Here is an 18,618-nt window from a genome sequence, read left to right as displayed (position 1 = left end):
GCAGTGCACTCCGACATCGTCTTGTGGATCGTCGTCGCGACGGCGCTCGCGTTCGACTTCACCAACGGGTTCCACGACACCGCGAACTCGATCGCGACCTCCGTCTCGACCCGCGCGATGGCCCCGAAGCTGGCCGTGATCATGGCCGCGGGGCTCAACTTCGTCGGCGCGTTCCTGTCGCTGGCCGTGGCCGCGACGATCGCCAAGGGCATCGTCGACGCCGCCTCGATCACGCTGCTGACCGTGTTCGCGGGGCTCATCGGCGCGATCGCCTGGAACCTGCTGACTTGGTGGAGAGGCTTGCCGTCGTCGTCCTCGCACGCCCTGATCGGCGGCATGGTGGGCGCGACGCTCGCGGCCCAGGGCTCGTCCGCCGTCCTCTGGGACGGGCTGGTCGAGAAGGTCGCCGTGCCGGCGCTCGTCGCCCCGGTCCTGGCCATGCTCGCCGCCGGCCTGGCCATCCTCGTCGCGTACCGGATCGTCGGGCGCCAGAAGCCCGGCGTCGTCTCGCGCGGGTTCCGGCTGGGTCAGCTCGCCTCCAGCGCGCTGTTCTCGCTCTCGCACGGCACCAACGACGCCCAGAAGACCATGGGCATCATCTTCCTCGCGCTCGTCGCCAACGGGAACATGAGCGCGGACGCCGACATCCCGATCTGGGTCGTCGTCTCCGCCGCCACGGCGATCGCGCTCGGGACCTACTTCGGCGGCTGGCGGATCGTCCGCACGATGGGCTCGCGGATCATCAAGATGGACCCGGCGCAGGGCTTCGCCTCCCAGGGCGCCGGTGCCGCCGTGATCCTGTCCGCCTCGCACGTCGGCTTCCCGCTGTCCACGACGCACGTGATGTCCGGCGCGATCATGGGCGCGGGCGCGGCCAAGCGCGTCTCGGCCGTCCGCTGGGGTGTCGCGGGCAACATCGTGGTGGCCTGGATCCTGACCTTGCCGTGCTCGGCCGCGGTCGGCGCGGTGACCTACGCCGTGGTCAGCATCTTCGGTGACGGCTCGGTCGGGCCGATCGTCGTCGCGACGGTGCTGTTGCTGGCGCTGGCGGCGTTCTTCGCGCACAAGGCGCGGCGCTCGTCCGCCGAGGCGGTGCCGGCCTGATGCTCGCCGTCGTGGAGCTCGGTCAGATCGTCGAGGTGATCTGGGTCTCGCTGCTGGCGGGCGTCGGGATCACGGCGATCTTCTCGTTCGTCGTGCTCGGGCTGGCCCGCTACGTGGACTCGCGCGGCGGCGTGCGGATCGCCTGGGCGGCGATGGCCCTGGCGGCGTTCGCGCTGTTCATCGCCGGCTTCGTGTTCGCGATCCAGATCATGCTCACCAAGGGCGGCTAGTAGGTGATCGTCCGGAGCACCTTCGCGGGTGCTCCGGCCGCGACGCTGAACGGCGGGATGTCGCTGGTCACGACGCTGTTGGCGCCGATGACGCAGCGCTCGCCGATGGTGACGCCGGACGTGATCACGACGTTCGCGCCGCACCAGACGTTGTCACCCACGGTTGTCGGGCCCTTGGACGTGAAGCCCTGCCACGGGACGGGCCGTCCCGGGTCGTCGAAGCGGTGGTTGGCGTCGGTGATCAGGCAGCCGTTGGCGAACATGCAGTGCTCGCCGATCGTGACCCGGTCGATCGCCGCCACCTGCACGCCGAGGTTGAGGAAGCTGCCCCCGCCGATGTGGATGTGGCCGGTCCCGGTGAGCCACACATTCGGCTCCAGGACGACGTGCTCGCCGAGCGTGAGACGACCTTCCGCGAACAGCTCGAGGACCTCGCCGTGGAGAGGCCACTTCGCGAACGAGCGCCGCTTGGCCAGCTCGTAGTGGATGCGCGCGCGGTTCCAGGGCAGCGCGTTGCGCTGGTACCAGCGCCATTTCTGGGCCCACAGCTTGAGGTCATCCACGCGGGAAGATCCTATGCAGGGGGACGTAAGCCCGCGCGCAGTGCTTGTTTGGTGAGAGCCGAAGGGCAAGCCTCGGTGGAGTCACACCCCTAAGCAGGAGGCATGTACCTTGCGGCTCGCTCCGCTGTACGCCGTCGTATTCGCGCTTCTTTTCACCGCTCCTTCCATCGCCGCCGTGCCGCATGTCGTGCAGCCCGGCGAGACGCTCTGGTCGATCGCGGCGGCCAACAACCTGACCACGCGCACCGTGGCGGCCTTCAACGGCCTGTCGGAGAGCTCGCAGGTCGTGCTGGGCTCGACGATCCAGGTGCCGTCCACCGTCGAGGGCTACGCGGCCCTCCAGTCGGCCGGGCTCGTGGGCTCGGCTCCGGCCTCAGCCCCGGCCGCGGCTGCGGCCCCGGCCGCGCCGGCCGCCGCCCCGTCGGCGCCCAAGCCGTTGGGCGGCTACACCGTCCGGCCCGGCGACACCCTGTCCGGCCTGGCCGCCTCGTCGGGCGTGTCGGTCGGCGACATGGCGGCGATGAACGGCCTCGACCCCAGTGGGGTGCTGCTCGCGGGCACGGTGCTCAAGCTCCCGACGGGCGCGCCGGCGCCCGCGCGTGCGTCTCAGCCCGAGCCGGCCAAGCACATCGTCCCGGCCGCTGCGCCCGAGCCCACCGCCACGCGCGTGGGCGCCACCGACGTGCAGTCGGTCGCCTCCCAGCACGGCGTGTCGCCCTCGCTGGCGACCGCGATCGCCTACCAGGAGAGCGGCTTCAACAACGCGATGGTCTCCTCCGCGAACGCGCGCGGCGTCATGCAGGTCATGCCCGGCACGTGGGACTACGTGCAGCAGAACCTCGCGCAGCGTGAGTTGAACCCGAACTCCGCGCACGACAACGTGACCGCCGGCGTGCTGTACCTCAGGCAGCTGCTCAACCAGACCGGCGGGGACGAGAGCGCGGCCATCGCCGCCTACTACCAGGGCCTCGGGGCGCTCCGCTCGCGCGGCGTGTTCGACGACACCAAGCGCTACGTCGCCAACGTCCAGGCGTTGCGCGGCCGCTTCGGTGGCTAACTAGGTGCAGTACCGACCGATCCGCCGCAAGATGGTTTTGCGGCGGATCGTTCTTGCTACGGTTGCAGTGTGGCTGTAGCAAGCGAACGCGTCGACCTCATCTTCCTCCTGTCGCAGGCCGCACACGCCCTGCAGACCGAGATGACCGCGGCGCTCGAGGCGATCGGCGTGACGCCGCGCATGCACTGCATCCTCTCCCGCGCGGTGCACGGCGAGTTCACGCAGAAGGAGCTCGCCGACCAGTGCGCGCTCGACAAGACGACCATGGTCGTCACGATGGACGCGCTCGAGCAGGCCGAGCTGGCCGAGCGCCGGCCCTCCCCCACCGACCGGCGCGCGCGGATCATCGCCGTGACGGAGAAGGGCGCCGAGCTGGTCGAGCAGGGCGACGCGATCATCGCCGGGCTGTACGCGGACGTGCTCCAGTCACTGCCCGAGGACCAGCGCGACGCGTTCGTCGGCGCGCTCCAAGGCCTGATGGACGGGCGGCTGTCGAAGCCCGCCGTGTGCCAGACCACGGTTCGACGACCCAGGTCATCCTGAACTAGATCGTCTACTACGGGATCATTTGCTACGGTTCGGTCTATGACCGACCGATTCGCTCTGCGTCCCGAGAACCGCTGGTTCGCCCTCGTCGTCCTGTGCGTGGGCTTCTTGATGATCGTCTTGGACTCGACGATCGTGAACGTGGCCCTGCCGGTCATCCAGACTGATCTCGAGCTCTCCTCCGGCGGTCTGGCCTGGGTGATCAACGCGTACCTGATCGCGTTCGGCGGCCTGCTGCTGCTCGCCGGCCGAGTCGGCGATCTCGTCGGCCGCCGGCAGGTGTTCCTCGCCGGGTTGGCCTTGTTCACGTTCGCCTCGCTGCTGTGCGGGCTGGCGGAGACGCCGGGCCAGCTGATCGCGGCACGATTCCTCCAGGGCGTCGGTGGCGCACTGGGCTCCGCGGTGATCCTCGGGATGATCGTGACCATGTTCCCCCAGCCGGGCGAGCAGGCGAAGGCGATCGCGATCTTCTCGTTCGTCGGCAGCGCGGGCGCCTCGATCGGCCTGCTCATGGGCGGTGTGCTCACCCAGCTGCTGAGCTGGCACTGGATCTTCATCGTCAACGTGCCGATCGGCATCGCCGCGTTCCTGCTGGCGCGGCCGCTGCTGGCCCGTGAGCCGGGCCTCGGCCTGCGCGCCGGTGCCGACGTCCCCGGCGCGGTGCTGGTCACCGCCGCCCTGATGCTCGCCGTGTACACCATCGTCGACGCCGAGTCCTGGCTGCTCGGCGGCATCGCGGTCGGCCTGCTGGCGCTGTTCGTCGCCCGCCAGGCCACCGCCGAGAAGCCGCTGCTGCGGCTCGGCGTGCTCAAGTCGCGCGACGTCGTCGGCGCGAACCTCATCCTGCTCGTCGCGGTGGCCGGCATGCTCGGCATGTCCTTCCTCGCGGTCCTGTACCTGCAGCGCGTCCTCGGCTACAACGCGTTCGAGACCGGCGCGTCCTTCCTCCCGATCTCCGTGGCCATCGGCGCGCTCTCGCTCAGCGTCTCCGCCCGGCTGATCACGCGCTACGGCGCCCGGCTCGTGCTGCTGCCGGCCCTGGCCCTGATGGCCGCCGGCCTCGCCCTCCTCGGCCAGGCGGGCGTCGACGGCAACTACTGGATCGACGTGCTCCCCGCCCTGCTCCTGATGGGCGTCGGCGTCGGCCTGATCTTCCCCTCGCTGATGACCCTCGCCATGTCCGGCGTCGCCCCCGAGGACTCCGGCCTCGCCTCGGGCCTCGTCAACACCACCCAGCAGGTCGGCGGCGCCTTCGGCATCGCCATCCTGGCCACGGTCGCCGCCAACGAGTCCGGAGGCGCGACCGACCCGGCCTCCCTCATCGCCGGCTACAACGCGGCCTTCATGATCGCCGCGGCCCTCGCGGCGGCGGCCCTCATCCTGGCGATCGTGGTGCTGCGCCGGGCCCCGGCAACGCGCGAAGCGCCGGCGGTCGAGGCGGAGCCGGCGGTGCTGGTCGGCTGAGACGGCGCGGCGCGGCGCGGCGCGGCGCGGCGCGGACGGCCGGGCGCCGTGGCGCCGCGCGGCGGGCGCCGAGACGCTGCGCCGCGCGGCGGGGCGGGCGCCGAGACGCTGCGCCCCGCGGCGTCGGGCGCCGAGACGCTGCGCGGCGGAGCGGAGCGGGCGCCGTGGCGCTCAGCGCGCGACGCGCTCGGCTTCCTCGCCGCGTTCGGGGAGCACACCGTCGGGCGTCGCGTCAAGCACCTCGTGCCCCGGCCTCGGGGCGCTGCGCGGCGGTCGTCACGAGCCGCTTGACCCGCCGCGGCCGGCGTGCTCTGGGCTGGTCAGGCCGGCTGGGGCCGGCGAGCCCCCGCGCGGGCCCGGAGCGCCACGCCACGCGAACGTCCAGTTATCCGCGCCAGAGCCGAACCAGTGGACGCTCGCGTGGCCAACCCGGCTCACGGGACGAGCGCGCGGCCCGCGCCCGGGCGCAATCCGGCGCAGCCGCTCACCCGCACAAGAGCGCACCGGCCGCGACGCCCGACGGTGTGCTCCCCGACGCGACGAAAGCCCGCCGCCCGCCACCCGAACGGAACGCCACGCCACGCCACGCCACGCCACGCCACGCGAGCGATGGCTTAGTCAACCTCTGGTTGTCCAACTGAACGCTCGCGTGGCAACCCCGCCCACGAGACACGCGCGCGGCCCGCGCCCGGGCGCAATCCGGCGGAGCCGCTCACCCGCACAAGAGCGCACCGGCGCCCGGCGGGTCAAGCGGCTCGCCGCGAAGCGCGAGTTGCTTGACGCGACGCCCGACGGTGTGCTCCCCGACCCGCAGCGGGCCCGACGCGCGCCACCCGCGCTGAGCGCCGCGGCAAGGGCGAGGCGCGCCGCCCCTGTGGGCGGCGCAGGGCTACGCGGCCGCGGGGACCTTGCGGGCCCGTGGCTTGCGGGCCTTGGGCTTCGCCGCCGGCGTGGTGAGGTCTCGGAGGAAGCGGCCCGTGTGGGACTCCTCGATCGCGGCGATCTCCTCCGGGGTGCCGGCGCCCATGAGGGTGCCGCCCTCCTCGCCGCCTTCGGGGCCCATGTCGATGAGGCGGTCGGCGGTCTTGATGACGTCCAGGTTGTGCTCGATCACGACCACGGAGTTGCCCTGGTCGACGAGGCGCTGGAGCACCTCCAACAGCTTCTGGATGTCCGCGAAGTGCAGGCCGGTGGTGGGCTCGTCGAGAATGTAGAGGGTGCGGCCGGTGGCGACCTTCGCGAGCTCGCTCGCCAGCTTGATGCGCTGGGCCTCGCCGCCCGAGAGGGTCGTGGCCGGCTGGCCGAGGCGCATGTAGTCCAGGCCGACGTCGTGCAGGGTCTGGAGGCGGCGCTTGATCTTCGGGATGTGCGCGAAGAACTCGAGCGCCTCTTCGACCGGCATGTCGAGGACGTCCGCGATCGTCTTGCCCTTGAAGCGGATGTCGAGGGTCTCGCGGTTGTAGCGCTTGCCGTGGCACTGCTCGCACGGGACGTAGATGTCCGGCAGGAAGTGCATCTCGATCTTGATCTGGCCATCGCCCTTGCAGACCTCGCAGCGGCCGCCCTTGACGTTGAACGAGAAGCGGCCCGCCTTGTAGCCCCGGGCGCGCGACTCCTGCGTCTTGGAGAACAGGTCGCGGATCTGGTCGAACAGGCCGATGTAGGTGGCCGGGTTCGACCGCGGCGTGCGGCCGATCGGCGACTGGTCGACCTGGATGATCTTGTCCAGGTGCTCGAGGCCCTTGATGCGCTTGTGCGCGCCGGGCCGCATGCGCGCCCGGTTGAGCTTGTTCGCGACGGCCTTGTAGAGGATCTCGTTGATCAGCGTGGACTTGCCGGAGCCCGACACGCCCGTCACCGCGCAGAACACGCCCAGCGGCACCTTCACGGTGACGTTCTTGAGGTTGTTCTGCGACGCGCCGACGACCTCGACGTAGTTCGTCGGCTTGCGCCGCGCCCCCGGCGCCTCGATCTTGCGCGTGCCCGAGAGGAACTGGCCGGTCAGCGAGTCCTCCACCTGCATGATCTGCTCGGCCGTGCCCTGCGCGACGACGTGGCCGCCGTGCTCGCCGGCGCCCGGGCCCATGTCCAGCACCCAGTCGGCCGCGCGCATCGTGCCCTCGTCGTGCTCGACCACCAGGACGGTGTTGCCGAGGTCGCGCAGACGCTCCAGCGTCGCGATCAGCCGCTCGTTGTCGCGCTGATGCAACCCGATCGACGGCTCGTCGAGGATGTAGAGCACGCCCACCAGCGAAGAGCCGATCTGCGTCGCCAGCCGGATCCGCTGCGCCTCGCCGCCCGACAGCGTCGACGACGCACGCTCCATCGACAGGTAGCCGACGCCGACGTTGTCCAGGAACCGCAGCCGCTCGTCGATCTCGCGCAGGATCAACCGCGCGATCGCGCGGTCCTGGTTCGAGAGCTCGAGCGCGTCCATCCACTCGATCGCGCGCTTGGCGCTCATCGCCGTGAACTCGTTGATCGGCAGGCCGCCGACCTTGACCGCCCGTGACTCGGGCCGCAGCCGCGCGCCCTTGCACTCCGGGCAAGGCCGCATCGACATGTACTCCTCGATCTTCTCGCGAGACCAGTCGGAGTCCGTCTCCTTGTACCGCCGCTCGAGGTTCGGGACGATGCCCTCGAACGTCGTCATGTACGAGCGCTTGCGCCCCATCCGGTTGCGGTAGGAGACGTAGAGCTTGTCGCCGTTCGTGCCGTACAGGAACAGGTTCTGCTGGTCCTCGGGCAGCTCCTCCCACGGCAGGTCGACGTCGACCTCGTACCGCTCGGAGATCGCCGCCGTGATCTGCTCGTAGTAGCCCGTCGCGCCCGACGCCCACGGCAGGATCGCGCCCTCGTTGATCGACAACGACGGATCCGGCACCACGAGCTCCGGGTCGATCTCCATCATCGAGCCCAGGCCCGTGCAGCGCGGGCAGGCGCCGTGCGGCGCGTTGAAGGAGAACGAGCGCGGCTCCAGCTCCGGCATCGAGATGCCGCAGTGCAGGCACGCAAAGCGCTCGCTGTACGTGAAGACCTCGCCCTCGCCCTCGCGCGGGACCGTCTCCACCTCGAGGATGCCGTCCGCCAGCGTCACCGCCGTCTCCACCGAGTCGGCCAGGCGCTTGCGCAGGTCGCCGCGCATCACCAGGCGGTCCACGACGACCGAGATGTCGTGCTTGAACTTCTTGTCCAGCACGATCTCGTCCTCGAGCTGGCGCAGCTCGCCGTCCACCTTCACGCGCGTGAAGCCCTCGGACCGCAGCTCGGCCAGCTGCTTGCCGTACTCGCCCTTGCGGCCGCGCACGATCGGCGCCATGACCATGAAGCGGGTGCCCTCTTCCATGCCCATGATCTGGTCGATGATCTGCTCCGCCGACTGGGCGGCGATCGGCCGGCCGCAGTTGAAGCAGTGCGGCTTGCCGACCCGCGCCCACAGCAGGCGCAGGTAGTCGTAGATCTCCGTGACCGTGCCGACCGTCGACCGCGGGTTGCGCGACGTGGTCTTCTGGTCGATCGAGATCGCCGGTGACAGGCCCTCGATCGAGTCCACGTCCGGCTTGTCCATCTGCCCCAGGAACTGCCGCGCGTACGCGCTCAGCGACTCCACGTAGCGCCGCTGCCCCTCGGCGTAGATGGTGTCGAAGGCCAAGGAGGACTTCCCCGAGCCGGACAGGCCGGTGATGACCACGAGCGAGTCTCGCGGCAGCTCGACGGTAACGTCCTTGAGGTTGTGCTCGCGGGCGCCGGAGACGACGATGGAGTTCTGACGGCTCGACATAAGACCGCCTCCCAGTCTAGGCCGCGCCCGGACGGACTTTCCGAACAGATGTTCGCTAGGTGCGGGGAACGCGTACCGGGGCGGTCAGCAAACCGGCGTCCAGCAGCTTCCCCTCCAGGTAGGCGAGGAACGGCTCCACGCTGAGCTCTTCGCCCGTCGCCCGCCGCAGCAGCTCACGCGACGCGAACTTGCGGCCGTGACGGTGGATGTTGTCGCGCAACCACTCGCGAAGCGGAGCGAAGTCACCCACCGCGATCGCCGCTTCGACGTCCGGCACGTCGCTCCGCAGCCCGTCCCACAGCTGCGCGGCCATCAGGTTGCCGATCGTGTACGTCGGGAAGTAGCCGATCATCCCGGCGCCCCAGTGGATGTCCTGCAGGACGCCCTCGCCGATCGACGGCGTGTCCAGGCCGAGCAGCCGGTGCGTCGCCTCGTTCCAGGCGTCGGGCAGGTCGGCGACCGAGAGCCGCCCCTCGACGAGCGCCAGCTCGAGCTCGAAGCGCAGCGCGATGTGCAGGTTGTAGGTCGTCTCGTCCGCCTCGATGCGGATCAGCGACAGCCGGACCTGGTTGACCGCGCGATACAGATCCGACGGCTCCTGCGCCGCGAACGCCCCGCCGAGGTGCTCGCGCAACACCGGCAGCACCCACTCCATGAACGGCTTCCCGCGCCCGACCAGGTTCTCCCAGAGCCGGCTCTGCGACTCGTGGGTGCCGAGCCCGGCGGCGTCGCCGAGCGTCGTCCGGTAGTGCGTCGGGCTCATCTGCGCCTCGTAGAGCCCGTGCCCGAACTCGTGCAGGCAGGAGTAGAACGACATCGCGAGGTCGTCCGGCTCCCAGCGCGTCGTCAGCCGCACGTCCGTGTGCGCGAGCGAGCGAGCGAACGGGTGCACCGACGGATCCAGCCGCCAGTGCTCGGGGTCATAGCCGACGGCACCGAGGAGCGCCTGCGCGAAACGCTGCTGGTCCTCGACCGGGTAGTGGCCGGGGAACACGCGTCCGTCCTCCCCCGCCGCGGCCGCCGCCGTGACGAGCGGGACGAGCTCGTCCTGGAGCACCGAGAACAGCGTGCGGACCTCGGCGGTCGTCAGCCCGGGCTCGTAGTCGTCGAGCAGGACGTCGTACGGGTGCGCGAACGTGCCCGTGCCGTCGAAGCACGCGATGTAGCGGTGCTGGAGCTCCATGATCCGCTCGAGCGACGGCGCGAAGTGGCGGTAGTCGTCCTTCTCCCGCGCCTCCAGCCAGGCCTGCTGCGCGTGCGCGGCGGCCAGCGACATCGCGGCCGCCAGCTCGGTCGGCACCCGCACGGCCTTCTCGTGGTCCCGCCGGAGCGCGGCGATCAGCCGCACGTCGTCGGAGTCGGGGTCCTCGGACGCCGCCCACGGCTCCAGCGCGTCGAGCACGCGCGCGAGGCCGGGATCGGTCATCTGCGAGTGCAGGATCCGCTCCAGCGCCTCGAACTGGTCGGCCCGGGCGCCCGCCCCGCCCGGCGGCATCATCGTGTTCTGGTCCCACAGCAGCAGGCCGCCGATCCCGTTCAGATCAGCCATGTCCCGCGCGCGGCGGCGGAGTTCCTCGAGCTCTTTCATCGACCTGCCCTGGCGTAGACGTCGTCGAGCAGCGCCTCGGGGTCGGTCAGCTCGAAGTGCTCCGCGAGATACGCGGCGGTCTCCTCGCGCGGGCTTCCGCCCAGGGCCATGTTGAGCGCGATGAGGCGGGCGCCGGCCTCGTCGTTCGGAAGCGACGAGACGGGCGCGGGGGCCGGTGTGGGGTCCGGGGACGACGGGACCGGCGCCGCCGGCACGCCGCCGACCTCGGCCTGCAGCTGCTCGAGCCCTTCGGCCAGGCGCTCACCGGACGCCCGCAGCGCCGACAGCAGGCGTCCCAGCTCGGACTCGAGCTCGTTCAGCTTGGACAGCATGCCCGCCGTGGCGTCCTGGACCTGCGCGACATGGTCGGACGCCTCGCGCTGCGCGGTCGCGCGCACCTGGGAGACGCTTCGCTCGGCCGCTTCGAGGATCTCGCGCACCTGCTCGGACGTGGAGCTGGCGAGCGTCGGCGCGGGCGGGTGCGAGTTGGTCTCGAACGCGTCGGCGACCTGGCGCAGGTGCTCATCCACTGCGGCTGGGTCGTAGCCCCGGCGACCGGTCGGAAAGTCGCGGCGCTGGATCAGGTCGCGATCCACGACCGGTCAGGATAGGAGGCGTGGCCGCATTTCACGGCAGTCGCGGGTGTCCAGTCGCATCGCGGACGATCAGCCCGTCCCGCTCGAGCCCGGTCAGCGCCCGCTCGCGCCGCTCGCCGGAGAACGGCACCGGCTCGCCGGCGAGCAGCGCAGCCACGATGCGACCGCGCGCGTAGCGGTCGCTCTCCTCGAACTTCTCCGGCTTGGCGCGACGCGCGGGCGCCACCACGAGGCGAAGGCAGCCCCGCTCGACCGGGCACTGCGCGCAGTCGGGACCGCGAGGGCGGCACACGGTGGCGCCCAGCTCCATCATCGCCTGGTTGAACGGAGCGGCGCGCCCCGCCGGCAGCAGCTCGTTCGCGCGCGCGCTGACGTCCACCTCCAGGCCCTCGCGACGGGTGAGCACCCGTTTGACGTTCGTGTCGACCGCGGCCTCCTGGCGGTCCCACGCGAACGAGCCCACCGCGGCGGCGGTGTACGGACCGACGCCGGGAAGCTCCGTGAGATCGGACGGCCAGCCGTGCTCGGAGACGTGCACGGCTGCCCGCTGGAGCGCGAGCGCGCGCCGGTTGTAGCCCAGCCCGGACCAGAGCTCCAGGACGAGCCGCGTCGGCGCCTCCGCCAACGCGCGCGCCGTGGGCAGCTCGTCGAGCCACCGCTCGTAGTACGGCACCACCCGCAGCGCCTGCGTCTGCTGGAGCATCACCTCGCTCACCAGCAGCGCGTACGGGTCACGCGTCTCCCGCCAGGGCAGCGGCCTGCGCACCCGCTCGTACCACTCCAGCAGCGCGTCGACGTCCACTACGCCCCCACGGCGCGGATCTCCGCCTTGGCCACGAAGTGCGTGGCCAGGGCGTCCCGCTCGGTGAAGCTGAGCACGTGGATCCACGCCGTGTACTCCTCGCCGAACGTCCCGTGAAGCTCGATCGGCGCCGGGCCGGACGCGTCGCGGTAGCCGTCCCAGGACTCCTCCGCCGCGCGCCAGTCGACCTCCCAGCCGCCGAGCACGCGCGGGTACAGGCCGAGCGTCTCCTCCTGCGGCGTGAGGTCGAGCCGGAAGAGCCCGGGCGCCAGCAGGATCGCCGCCCGCGCGCCGAACTCGACCAGGCGCGAGGCCGTGATCAGCAGCCCGCCGTCCTGGAGCTCGCACGCGAGCTGGCCGAGCGCGGCGCCCTCGGTCGCCGCCCGGTCGGGGCTCAGCAGCTCAGCCGCAGCGCGATCCACTCGTCCTCCGTTCCCAGGGCCTTGGCGACCTTGAAGCCGCGCTCGCCGTAGCGCTTGACCACGTCCTCGACCTCGTGCGAGACGATGCCGGAGACGATCACGTGGCGGACCTGCTCCGTGAGCGCCCCGGCCACGCGCTCGTGCACGGGCGGCGGCGCGTTGACGAGCAGCACCTCGGCGAGTGGAACGTCGTCGACCGCGAGATCGGCGACCGCGACGTCCACCTGCACCCCGTTGCGCTCGACGTTCTCGCGCGCGACCTCGATCGCCACCGGCACGCGATCCACGCCGACGACCGGCGCCCAGCCGAGCTTCGCGGCCACGATCGCGAGCGTGCCGACGCCGCACCCGAGGTCGGCCACGCCGCCACCGGGTTCGAGCTCGAGCAGCAGCGCCACGCACATCTGGGTCGTCGGGTGCGAGCCCGAGCCGAAGGCGCTCCCACGCCGCTCGACCACCACGTCGATCGGCGCGCCCGACGCCCGCTCGAACGGCGCTCGGATCGAGACGACGCCGCTGATCACCACGCCGCTGCCGACCTGGCGGTGACGCCAGTCGGCGGGGACCTCGTCGACCGCACCGCCGGTCGCTTGGAGCACGGCGGGCGGGAACGGGGCGCCGGAGAACGCGACGAAGTCGTCGCCGTCGGCGTGCACGCCCGCCGGCAGCAGCGGGAGGACGACGTCGAGCAGATCCTCGTCGCCGGAGAACGTCAGCCGGTACATCAGGTGCCGAAGCCTGCCAGACCGCGCTCCAGGCGCGAGTACACCCGGCGCGTCTCCAGCCGCAGCTCGGCGGCGACCATCGCCGGATGCTCGCCCGCGAGCAGGCGCCGCATCGCGACGCGGAAGATCGACCGGTGCGCCCAGGCGAGCGCGCGCACGGCCGTCGCGGCGACCACGTCGTCGTCCTCGCCGACCGCCAGCGTCAGCGCGTGCGCCTCCTGCTCCCAATAGGTGAGCAGCCGCGCCTGGAGCGCCGGGCTCCCGCGCACGAGCCGCGGCGTGGCCATCATCCGCTCGAACTGGCCCGACTCGATGCGGGCCAGCATCTCCAGCGTGTGCGCCTCGAAGACCTGGCTGATCGAGGTGCCGGGCGGACGATTCCGAATCGCCTCGACCTGCGCCGCGAGCCGGTCCTCCGAGCGGAAGAAGACCAGGTCCTCCTTGGTCGGGAAGTGGTTGAAGACCGTCTTCTCGGCCACGTCGGCGGCGCGCGCGACGTCCGCGACGGTCACCGCGTCGAACCCGTGGGCCTGGAACAGCTGCATCGCCGCGGCGGCGATCGCCTCCTGGGTCTGGCGCTTCTTGCGCTCACGCAGTCCTTCCATCCGGGTTCTCATCCTAGCTTCTTACAGTCGCTGTATGTTTACAGCGACATGATCGAAGTCAACGACCTGCGGAAGGCGTTCGGGGACGTCGAGGCCGTGCGCGGCGTCTCGTTCTCCGTCGCCCCCGGCGAGGTGTTCGGGTTCCTCGGACCCAACGGCGCCGGCAAGACCACCACGATCAACATGCTCTGCACGCTGCTGCGGCCCACGAGCGGCAGCGCGACGGTGGCGGGCCACGACGTGGCTCGCGAGCGTGACGACGTCCGCCGCCACATCGGGCTGGTGTTCCAGGACCCGACGCTGGACGGCCACCTCACCGCCGAGCAGAACCTGCGGCTGCACGCCGAGCTGTACGGCGTGCCGTCGGCGCTCGTCGCGCCGCGGATGGAGCAGGTCCTGACGATGGTCGGGCTGATCGACCGGCGCGGCGGCGAGGTCAAGACGTTCAGCGGCGGCATGCGGCGGCGGCTGGAGATCGCCCGCGGGCTCATGCACTCGCCGCGCGTGCTGTTCCTCGACGAGCCGACGATCGGCCTGGACCCGCAGACGCGCTCGTCGATCTGGCGCTACATCCACGAGCTGCGCGAGCGCGAGGAGATCACGATCTTCATGACCACGCACTACATGGACGAGGCCGAGTTCTGCGACCGGATCGCGATCATGGACCAGGGGCAGATCGTCGCGCTGGACACGCCGGCCGCGCTGAAGGCGCAGGTCGGGGCGGACCGGATCCGGATCGAGACCGAGGACGACGAGGCGGCGCTGAAGGCGCTGGCCGAGTACGACGCCACCCGCTCGGAGGGCGGCATCGCGTTCTACGTCCCCGAAGGCGCCCAGTTCATCCCGCGGCTGTTCGCGGAGCTCGAGGTGCCGATCACCTCCGTGAGCGTGTCGCGGCCCAGCCTCGACGACGTGTTCATGAGCTTCACCGGCAAGACGATCCGCGACGCGGAGGCCGCCCCCAACGCGAACCGGATGATCATGCGCATGGTGGCGGGCCGATGAGCACGCTCGACGTCGTCCGGGTCGTGGTGCCGGAGCGCTCCTACCGCAACGAGCTGCGCGCCGTGAAGATCGTCTGGCTGCGCGAGCTGATCCGGTTCCGCAAAGACCGGCTCGGCATGGTCACGTCGCTCGTCCAGCCGCTCCTGTTCCTGTTCGTGCTCGGCTCGGGGCTGAGCTCGGTGACGGGCGCAAGCACCGGTGGCGTGGACCTGCGCACGTTCATCTACCCCGGCATCCTGTGCGTCTCGGTGATGTTCACCGCGATCTTCAGCGCGGCGACGATCGTCTGGGACCGCGAGTTCGGCTTCCTGCGCGAGATGCTCGTCGCGCCGGTGCGACGGTCATCGATCGTCGTCGGCAAGTGCCTCGGCGGCGCGACCGTCGCCTCGCTGCAGGGCGTGATCCTGATCGTGCTGATGCCGCTCGTGGACGTGCCGTACAGCGTGCCCGTGATCCTCGGCGTCTTCGGCCTGATGCTGCTGCTGGCGTTCGCGATGACCGCGTTCGGGGTGATGCTCGCCGCGCGCATCAAGCAGATGCCGTCGTTCATGCGGCTCACGCAGATGATCGTGATGCCGATGTTCTTCATCTCCGGCGCGCTGTTCCCGGTGGCGAACCTGCCGGGCTGGCTCGCCGTCCTGAACCGGCTCGATCCGATCACCTACGCCGTCGACCCGATGCGCAAGCTCGTGCTCGGGCACCTCGACATCGACGTCCCCGGCGTGACCTGGTTCGGCTGGCACGTGCCCGTCGGCCTCGAGGTGCTGATGATCGCCGTCCTCGGGCTGGGCATGCTCGCGATCGCGATCTGGGAGTTCGCGGAGACCGAGTAGGAGCAGCGGCGTCGCGAGCATCAGCACACCGGCGGCGCCGACGGCGAAGCGCAGGCTCGTCAGGTGCGCGAGCACGCCCCAGGACGCGGTCAGCGCGGCGGTCGTCAGGCTGCTCGTGACCGTCCAGGCCGCGAGCACGCGCGCGACGCGGTCGTCGGGCGTGAGCCGCAGCCGCAGCGTCGCGAACAGCGGGTTGAACAGGCCGATCGCGACCAGCAGCGCGAACTGGGTGGCGAGGACGAGCACGAGACCCGCGGCGCCGGGCATGACGAACGCGAGCGGCAGGCAGAAGCACGCGCGCAGCGTGCCCGCGACGAGCAGCGCGCCCCGGCCGGACCAGCGCCGCGAGAGCCGGGCGCCGACCAGCCCGCCGGCGCACGGCACGCCGAACGCGACCGCGTAGGCGAACGGCGAGAACCCGAGCTCGCCGAGCATCAGCACCGCCATCAGCGGCGCGGTGGCCATGATCAGCCCGTTGACGAGCAGCGTGTTCAAGAACAGCGGCCGCAGCGTGCGGTCGGCGAGGATGAAGCGCCAGCCGGCCGCGACGTCCGCGATCCGGGCGCGCGCCGCGCGGCGCGGGGCCGCCCCTGCGGTGATCGCCACTCGCCCGGCGCCGGCCTCCCCCACCGGCGACGGATCCCGCCGCGCCGGCGCCGGCTCCTCGTGGCGGATCGCGCGCAGGCTCAGCGCGGACAGCGCGAAGCTCGCCGCGTTCGCGACGACCGTCGTCGCCGGGCCGAGCAGGCCGATCGCGGCGCCGCCCAGCGGCGGGCCCAGGATCGTCGCGGTCCAGGTGGTCGACTCGAAGCGGGCGTTCGCGCGCAGCAGCTCCTCGCGCGGGACGAGCGCCTTCAGATAGGCGCCGCTCGCCGCGCGGAACGCGATCCCGCACGTGGCGACGACGACCGACACGGCGACGAGCTGCGTGAACGTCAGCCAGCCCAGCCAGATCGCCACCGGCACGCTCAGGAAGGCGGCGCAGCGCACGACGTCCATCCCGATCATCACCGGCCGCTTGAGCCGGAACTCGACCCACGGGCCGAGCGGGATCGCCAGCAGCGCGCCCACGGCCAGGCCCGCCGAGGCGAGCGCCGAGACCGCCGCGGGCCCGGCGTCCAGCACGAGGATCGCGATCAGCGGGAAGGCGTCGAAGGCGAAGAACGTGCCGAACGTCGAGACCGCGTAGGCGGCCCAGAGCCAAGTCAGGTCGGATGATCGGGGTGGGGCGGCGGGGATGTCCCCACCTTCGGCTTCAGTCGGCCGACGCAGTGGCCGCGTCTAGGTCGCGCCGCAGGTCGCGGATCTCGTCGCGGAGCTTGGCCGCGTACTCGAAGCGCAGCTCCTCGGCGGCCGCGAGCATCTCCTCCTCGAGCTCGCGCATCATCTTCTCCAGCTCGGGCGCCGACATGTCCGACGTCTTCTCGCCCTTGCGGCGGCGCTTCTTCGGGACCTTCGACTCGCCCGACGTGAGGAACTCGGTGATGTCCGAGATGCCCTTGACGATCGTCTCCGGCGTGATGCCGTGCTTCTCGTTGTACGCGATCTGGATGCCGCGGCGGCGGTCGGTCTCGTCGAGCGCCTTGCGCATCGCCGCGGACTCCTTGTCCGCGTACATGATGACCTTGCCCTCGATGTTGCGGGCGGCGCGGCCGATCGTCTGGATGAGCGACGTCTCGCCGCGGAGGAAGCCCTCCTTGTCGGCGTCCAGGATCGCGACCAGCGTGACCTCCGGCAGGTCCAGGCCCTCGCGCAGCAGGTTGACGCCGACGAGCACGTCGTACTCGCCGAGGCGGAGCTGGCGGATGATCTGGATGCGCTCCAGCGTGTCCACCTCCGAGTGCAGGTAGCGCACCCGGAAGCCCATCTCCAGCAGGTAGTCCGTGAGGTCCTCGGACATCTTCTTGGTCAGCGTCGTCACCAGCACGCGCTCGTTCTTCTCGACGCGCGTGCGGATCTCGCCCATCAGGTCGTCGATCTGGTTCTTCGTCTCGCGGACGTCGACCTCGGGGTCGATGATGCCCGTCGGGCGGACGATCTGCTCGACGACCGTCTGCGAGTGCTCACGCTCGTACGGGCCGGGTGTGGCGCTGACATAGACGATCTGCGGCGTGATCGACAGCCACTCGTCGAACGTCTGCGGGCGGTTGTCCATCGCGCTCGGGAGGCGGAAGCCGTAGTCCACGAGCGTCGTCTTGCGCGAGCGGTCGCCCTCGAACATCGCGCCGATCTGCGGCACGGTCTGGTGCGACTCGTCGATGAAGCAGACGAAGTCCTTGGGGAAGTAGTCGATCAGGCAGTACGGCCGCGAGCCGGGCATCCGGCCGTCCAGGATCCGCGAGTAGTTCTCGATGCCCGAGCAGAAGCCGACCTCCTTGAGCATCTCCATGTCGTACTGCGTGCGCTGGCGCAGGCGGTGCGACTCCAGGAGCTTGCCCTCGGCCTCCAGGGTCTTGCACCGCTCGTTGAGCTCGTGGCCGATCTCGGCCACGGCGCGGTCCATCGTGCCTTCCTTGACGTTGTAATGCGTGGCCGGCCAGATCGCCACGTGCTCGAGGTCGTCCTTGATGATCTCGCCCGTCAGCGGGTCGAAGTGCTGCAGCCGCTCGACCTCGTCGCCGAACAGCAGCGCCCGGAACGCGGTCTCCTCGTAGGCCGGGAAGACCTCCAGCGTGTCCCCGCGCACGCGGAACGTGCCGCGGCCGAGCGCGGTGTCGTTGCGGTTGTACTGCAGGTGCACGAGCTTGCGCAGGAGCTCGTCGCGGTCCACGTAGTCGCCCTTGACGATGACCTGGCAGTTCTCGTTGTAGGTCTCCGGCGAGCCGAGGCCGAAGATGCAGGACACCGAGGCGACGATGATGACGTCGCGGCGGGCGAACAAGGAGGCGGTGGCGGCATGCCGCAGCCGGTCGATCTCCTGGTTGATCGCCGAGTCCTTCTCGATGTACAGGTCCTTCGACGGGACGTACGCCTCGGGCTGGTAGTAGTCGTAGTACGAGACGAAGTACTCGACCGAGTTGTGCGGGAAGTACGTCCGGAACTCGTTGCAGAGCTGCGCCGCGAGCGTCTTGTTGTGCGCCATGACGAGCGCCGGCCGCTGGACGGCCTCGATCGTCGCGGCCATCGTCATCGTCTTGCCCGTGCCGGTGGCGCCCAGCAGCGTCAGGCCGTTGTCGCCGCGTTCGATGCCCTTCGCCAGGGCTTCGATCGCCTTCGGCTGATCGGCAGTCGGGGAGTAGACGGCATCAAGCTTGAACGGCGGCATCACCCATAGACGATAGAGGCCGTTGCGGACGC

Annotated in this window: 16 protein-coding genes and 1 pseudogene; 7 read left to right on the top strand and 10 right to left on the bottom strand. The window is 70.9% G+C overall.

The genetic code is table 11. From position 1 onward, the window contains the following. The first annotated feature begins 3 nt into the window (after window positions 1-3). Window positions 4-1,104: an inorganic phosphate transporter gene (locus tag C8N24_RS22825; RefSeq protein WP_121254465.1), complete on the top strand. Its 1,101-nt coding sequence runs from the start codon at window positions 4-6 to the stop codon at window positions 1,102-1,104. Beyond that, entirely contained in the window at window positions 1,104-1,334 is a 231-nt protein-coding gene (locus C8N24_RS22820) for a hypothetical protein (RefSeq protein ID WP_121254463.1), read from the top strand. The genes C8N24_RS22825 and C8N24_RS22820 overlap by 1 nt, the downstream gene beginning before the upstream one ends. Here C8N24_RS22820 and C8N24_RS22815 read toward each other — a convergent pair. After that, on the bottom strand, window positions 1,331-1,897 hold the full coding sequence (locus C8N24_RS22815) for an acyltransferase (protein ID WP_121254461.1): 567 nt from the start codon (window positions 1,895-1,897) through the stop codon (window positions 1,331-1,333). The genes C8N24_RS22820 and C8N24_RS22815 overlap by 4 nt on opposite strands. A 175-nt stretch (window positions 1,898-2,072) precedes the next feature. On the opposite strand from C8N24_RS22815, the gene C8N24_RS22810 reads away from it, so the two are divergent. From C8N24_RS22810 to C8N24_RS22800, 3 genes are all read left to right on the top strand, one after another. After that, window positions 2,073-2,954, top strand: coding sequence for a lytic transglycosylase (locus C8N24_RS22810; protein ID WP_170179332.1), 882 nt, complete (start codon window positions 2,073-2,075; stop codon window positions 2,952-2,954). A gap of 69 nt (window positions 2,955-3,023) precedes the next feature. After that, a complete protein-coding gene (locus C8N24_RS22805; RefSeq protein WP_245971955.1) occupies window positions 3,024-3,497 on the top strand; it encodes a MarR family winged helix-turn-helix transcriptional regulator in 474 nt (157 codons plus the stop codon). 42 nt (window positions 3,498-3,539) lie between these two features. Next, the gene (locus tag C8N24_RS22800) at window positions 3,540-4,964 is read left to right on the top strand and encodes an MFS transporter (protein WP_211340116.1); all 1,425 of its coding nucleotides are present in this window, start codon (window positions 3,540-3,542) and stop codon (window positions 4,962-4,964) included. A gap of 889 nt (window positions 4,965-5,853) precedes the next feature. Here the strand turns inward: C8N24_RS22800 and uvrA are convergent. The 7 genes from uvrA to C8N24_RS22760 are packed head-to-tail and all read right to left on the bottom strand — an operon-like array spanning window position 5,854 to window position 13,483. Then, window positions 5,854-8,745, bottom strand: a complete 2,892-nt coding sequence (uvrA, locus tag C8N24_RS22790) for an excinuclease ABC subunit UvrA (protein ID WP_121254456.1) — start codon at window positions 8,743-8,745, stop codon at window positions 5,854-5,856. Window positions 8,746-8,800: 55 nt separating this feature from the next. Then, window positions 8,801-10,333 (bottom strand): carboxypeptidase M32, encoded by a 1,533-nt coding sequence (locus tag C8N24_RS22785; RefSeq protein WP_121254454.1) that lies wholly within the window; start codon window positions 10,331-10,333, stop codon window positions 8,801-8,803. Continuing rightward, window positions 10,330-10,929 (bottom strand): DivIVA domain-containing protein, encoded by a 600-nt coding sequence (locus C8N24_RS22780; protein ID WP_121254452.1) that lies wholly within the window; start codon window positions 10,927-10,929, stop codon window positions 10,330-10,332. Before C8N24_RS22780 ends, C8N24_RS22785 begins: the two co-directional genes overlap by 4 nt. 31 nt (window positions 10,930-10,960) lie before the next feature. Then, window positions 10,961-11,731 carry an HhH-GPD family protein gene (locus C8N24_RS22775; RefSeq protein ID WP_170179330.1) on the bottom strand — a complete coding sequence of 257 codons (771 nt, stop codon included), beginning with the start codon at window positions 11,729-11,731 and terminating at the stop codon, window positions 10,961-10,963. Further along, window positions 11,731-12,153, bottom strand: a complete 423-nt coding sequence (locus tag C8N24_RS22770; RefSeq protein ID WP_121254448.1) for a hypothetical protein — start codon at window positions 12,151-12,153, stop codon at window positions 11,731-11,733. The genes C8N24_RS22775 and C8N24_RS22770 overlap by 1 nt, the downstream gene beginning before the upstream one ends. After that, window positions 12,126-12,878 carry a 50S ribosomal protein L11 methyltransferase gene (locus tag C8N24_RS22765; protein WP_121254446.1) on the bottom strand — a complete coding sequence of 251 codons (753 nt, stop codon included), beginning with the start codon at window positions 12,876-12,878 and terminating at the stop codon, window positions 12,126-12,128. Before C8N24_RS22765 ends, C8N24_RS22770 begins: the two co-directional genes overlap by 28 nt. Beyond that, a complete protein-coding gene (locus C8N24_RS22760; RefSeq protein ID WP_170179329.1) occupies window positions 12,878-13,483 on the bottom strand; it encodes a TetR/AcrR family transcriptional regulator in 606 nt (201 codons plus the stop codon). The genes C8N24_RS22765 and C8N24_RS22760 overlap by 1 nt, the downstream gene beginning before the upstream one ends. A gap of 48 nt (window positions 13,484-13,531) precedes the next feature. On the opposite strand from C8N24_RS22760, the gene C8N24_RS22755 reads away from it, so the two are divergent. Continuing rightward, complete coding sequence (locus C8N24_RS22755) at window positions 13,532-14,488, top strand: ATP-binding cassette domain-containing protein (protein WP_121254441.1); 957 nt, start codon at window positions 13,532-13,534, stop codon at window positions 14,486-14,488. Further along, window positions 14,485-15,321, top strand: coding sequence for an ABC transporter permease (locus tag C8N24_RS22750; protein WP_121254438.1), 837 nt, complete (start codon window positions 14,485-14,487; stop codon window positions 15,319-15,321). Before C8N24_RS22755 ends, C8N24_RS22750 begins: the two co-directional genes overlap by 4 nt. On the opposite strand, the pseudogene C8N24_RS35610 reads toward C8N24_RS22750, so the two are convergent. Next, a pseudogene (locus C8N24_RS35610) lies at window positions 15,319-16,560 on the bottom strand (MFS transporter); the annotation flags it as partial. The gene C8N24_RS22750 and the pseudogene C8N24_RS35610 overlap by 3 nt on opposite strands. A 16-nt stretch (window positions 16,561-16,576) precedes the next feature. Next, entirely contained in the window at window positions 16,577-18,586 is a 2,010-nt protein-coding gene (gene uvrB, locus C8N24_RS22740) for an excinuclease ABC subunit UvrB (protein WP_121254436.1), read from the bottom strand. Window positions 18,587-18,618 lie beyond the last annotated feature (32 nt).

Origin of the sequence: Solirubrobacter pauli, assembly GCF_003633755.1 — a bacterium.
GTDB lineage: Bacteria > Actinomycetota > Thermoleophilia > Solirubrobacterales > Solirubrobacteraceae > Solirubrobacter > Solirubrobacter pauli.
This window is presented reverse-complemented; position numbering and strand designations above follow the sequence as displayed.

Bases quoted from the DNA above. Each gene is read 5' to 3' on its own strand.
- C8N24_RS22820 (WP_121254463.1), top strand. From the start codon at position 1,104: ATGCTCGCCGTCGTGGAGCTCGGTCAGATCGTCGAGGTGATCTGGGTC.
- C8N24_RS22800 (WP_211340116.1), top strand. From the start codon at position 3,540: ATGACCGACCGATTCGCTCTGCGTCCCGAGAACCGCTGGTTCGCCCTC.
- uvrA (WP_121254456.1), bottom strand. From the start codon at position 8,745: ATGTCGAGCCGTCAGAACTCCATCGTCGTCTCCGGCGCCCGCGAGCAC.
- C8N24_RS22785 (WP_121254454.1), bottom strand. From the start codon at position 10,333: ATGAAAGAGCTCGAGGAACTCCGCCGCCGCGCGCGGGACATGGCTGAT.
- C8N24_RS22765 (WP_121254446.1), bottom strand. From the start codon at position 12,878: ATGTACCGGCTGACGTTCTCCGGCGACGAGGATCTGCTCGACGTCGTC.
- C8N24_RS22760 (WP_170179329.1), bottom strand. From the start codon at position 13,483: ATGGAAGGACTGCGTGAGCGCAAGAAGCGCCAGACCCAGGAGGCGATC.
- C8N24_RS22755 (WP_121254441.1), top strand. From the start codon at position 13,532: ATGATCGAAGTCAACGACCTGCGGAAGGCGTTCGGGGACGTCGAGGCC.
- C8N24_RS22750 (WP_121254438.1), top strand. From the start codon at position 14,485: ATGAGCACGCTCGACGTCGTCCGGGTCGTGGTGCCGGAGCGCTCCTAC.
- uvrB (WP_121254436.1), bottom strand. From the start codon at position 18,586: ATGCCGCCGTTCAAGCTTGATGCCGTCTACTCCCCGACTGCCGATCAG.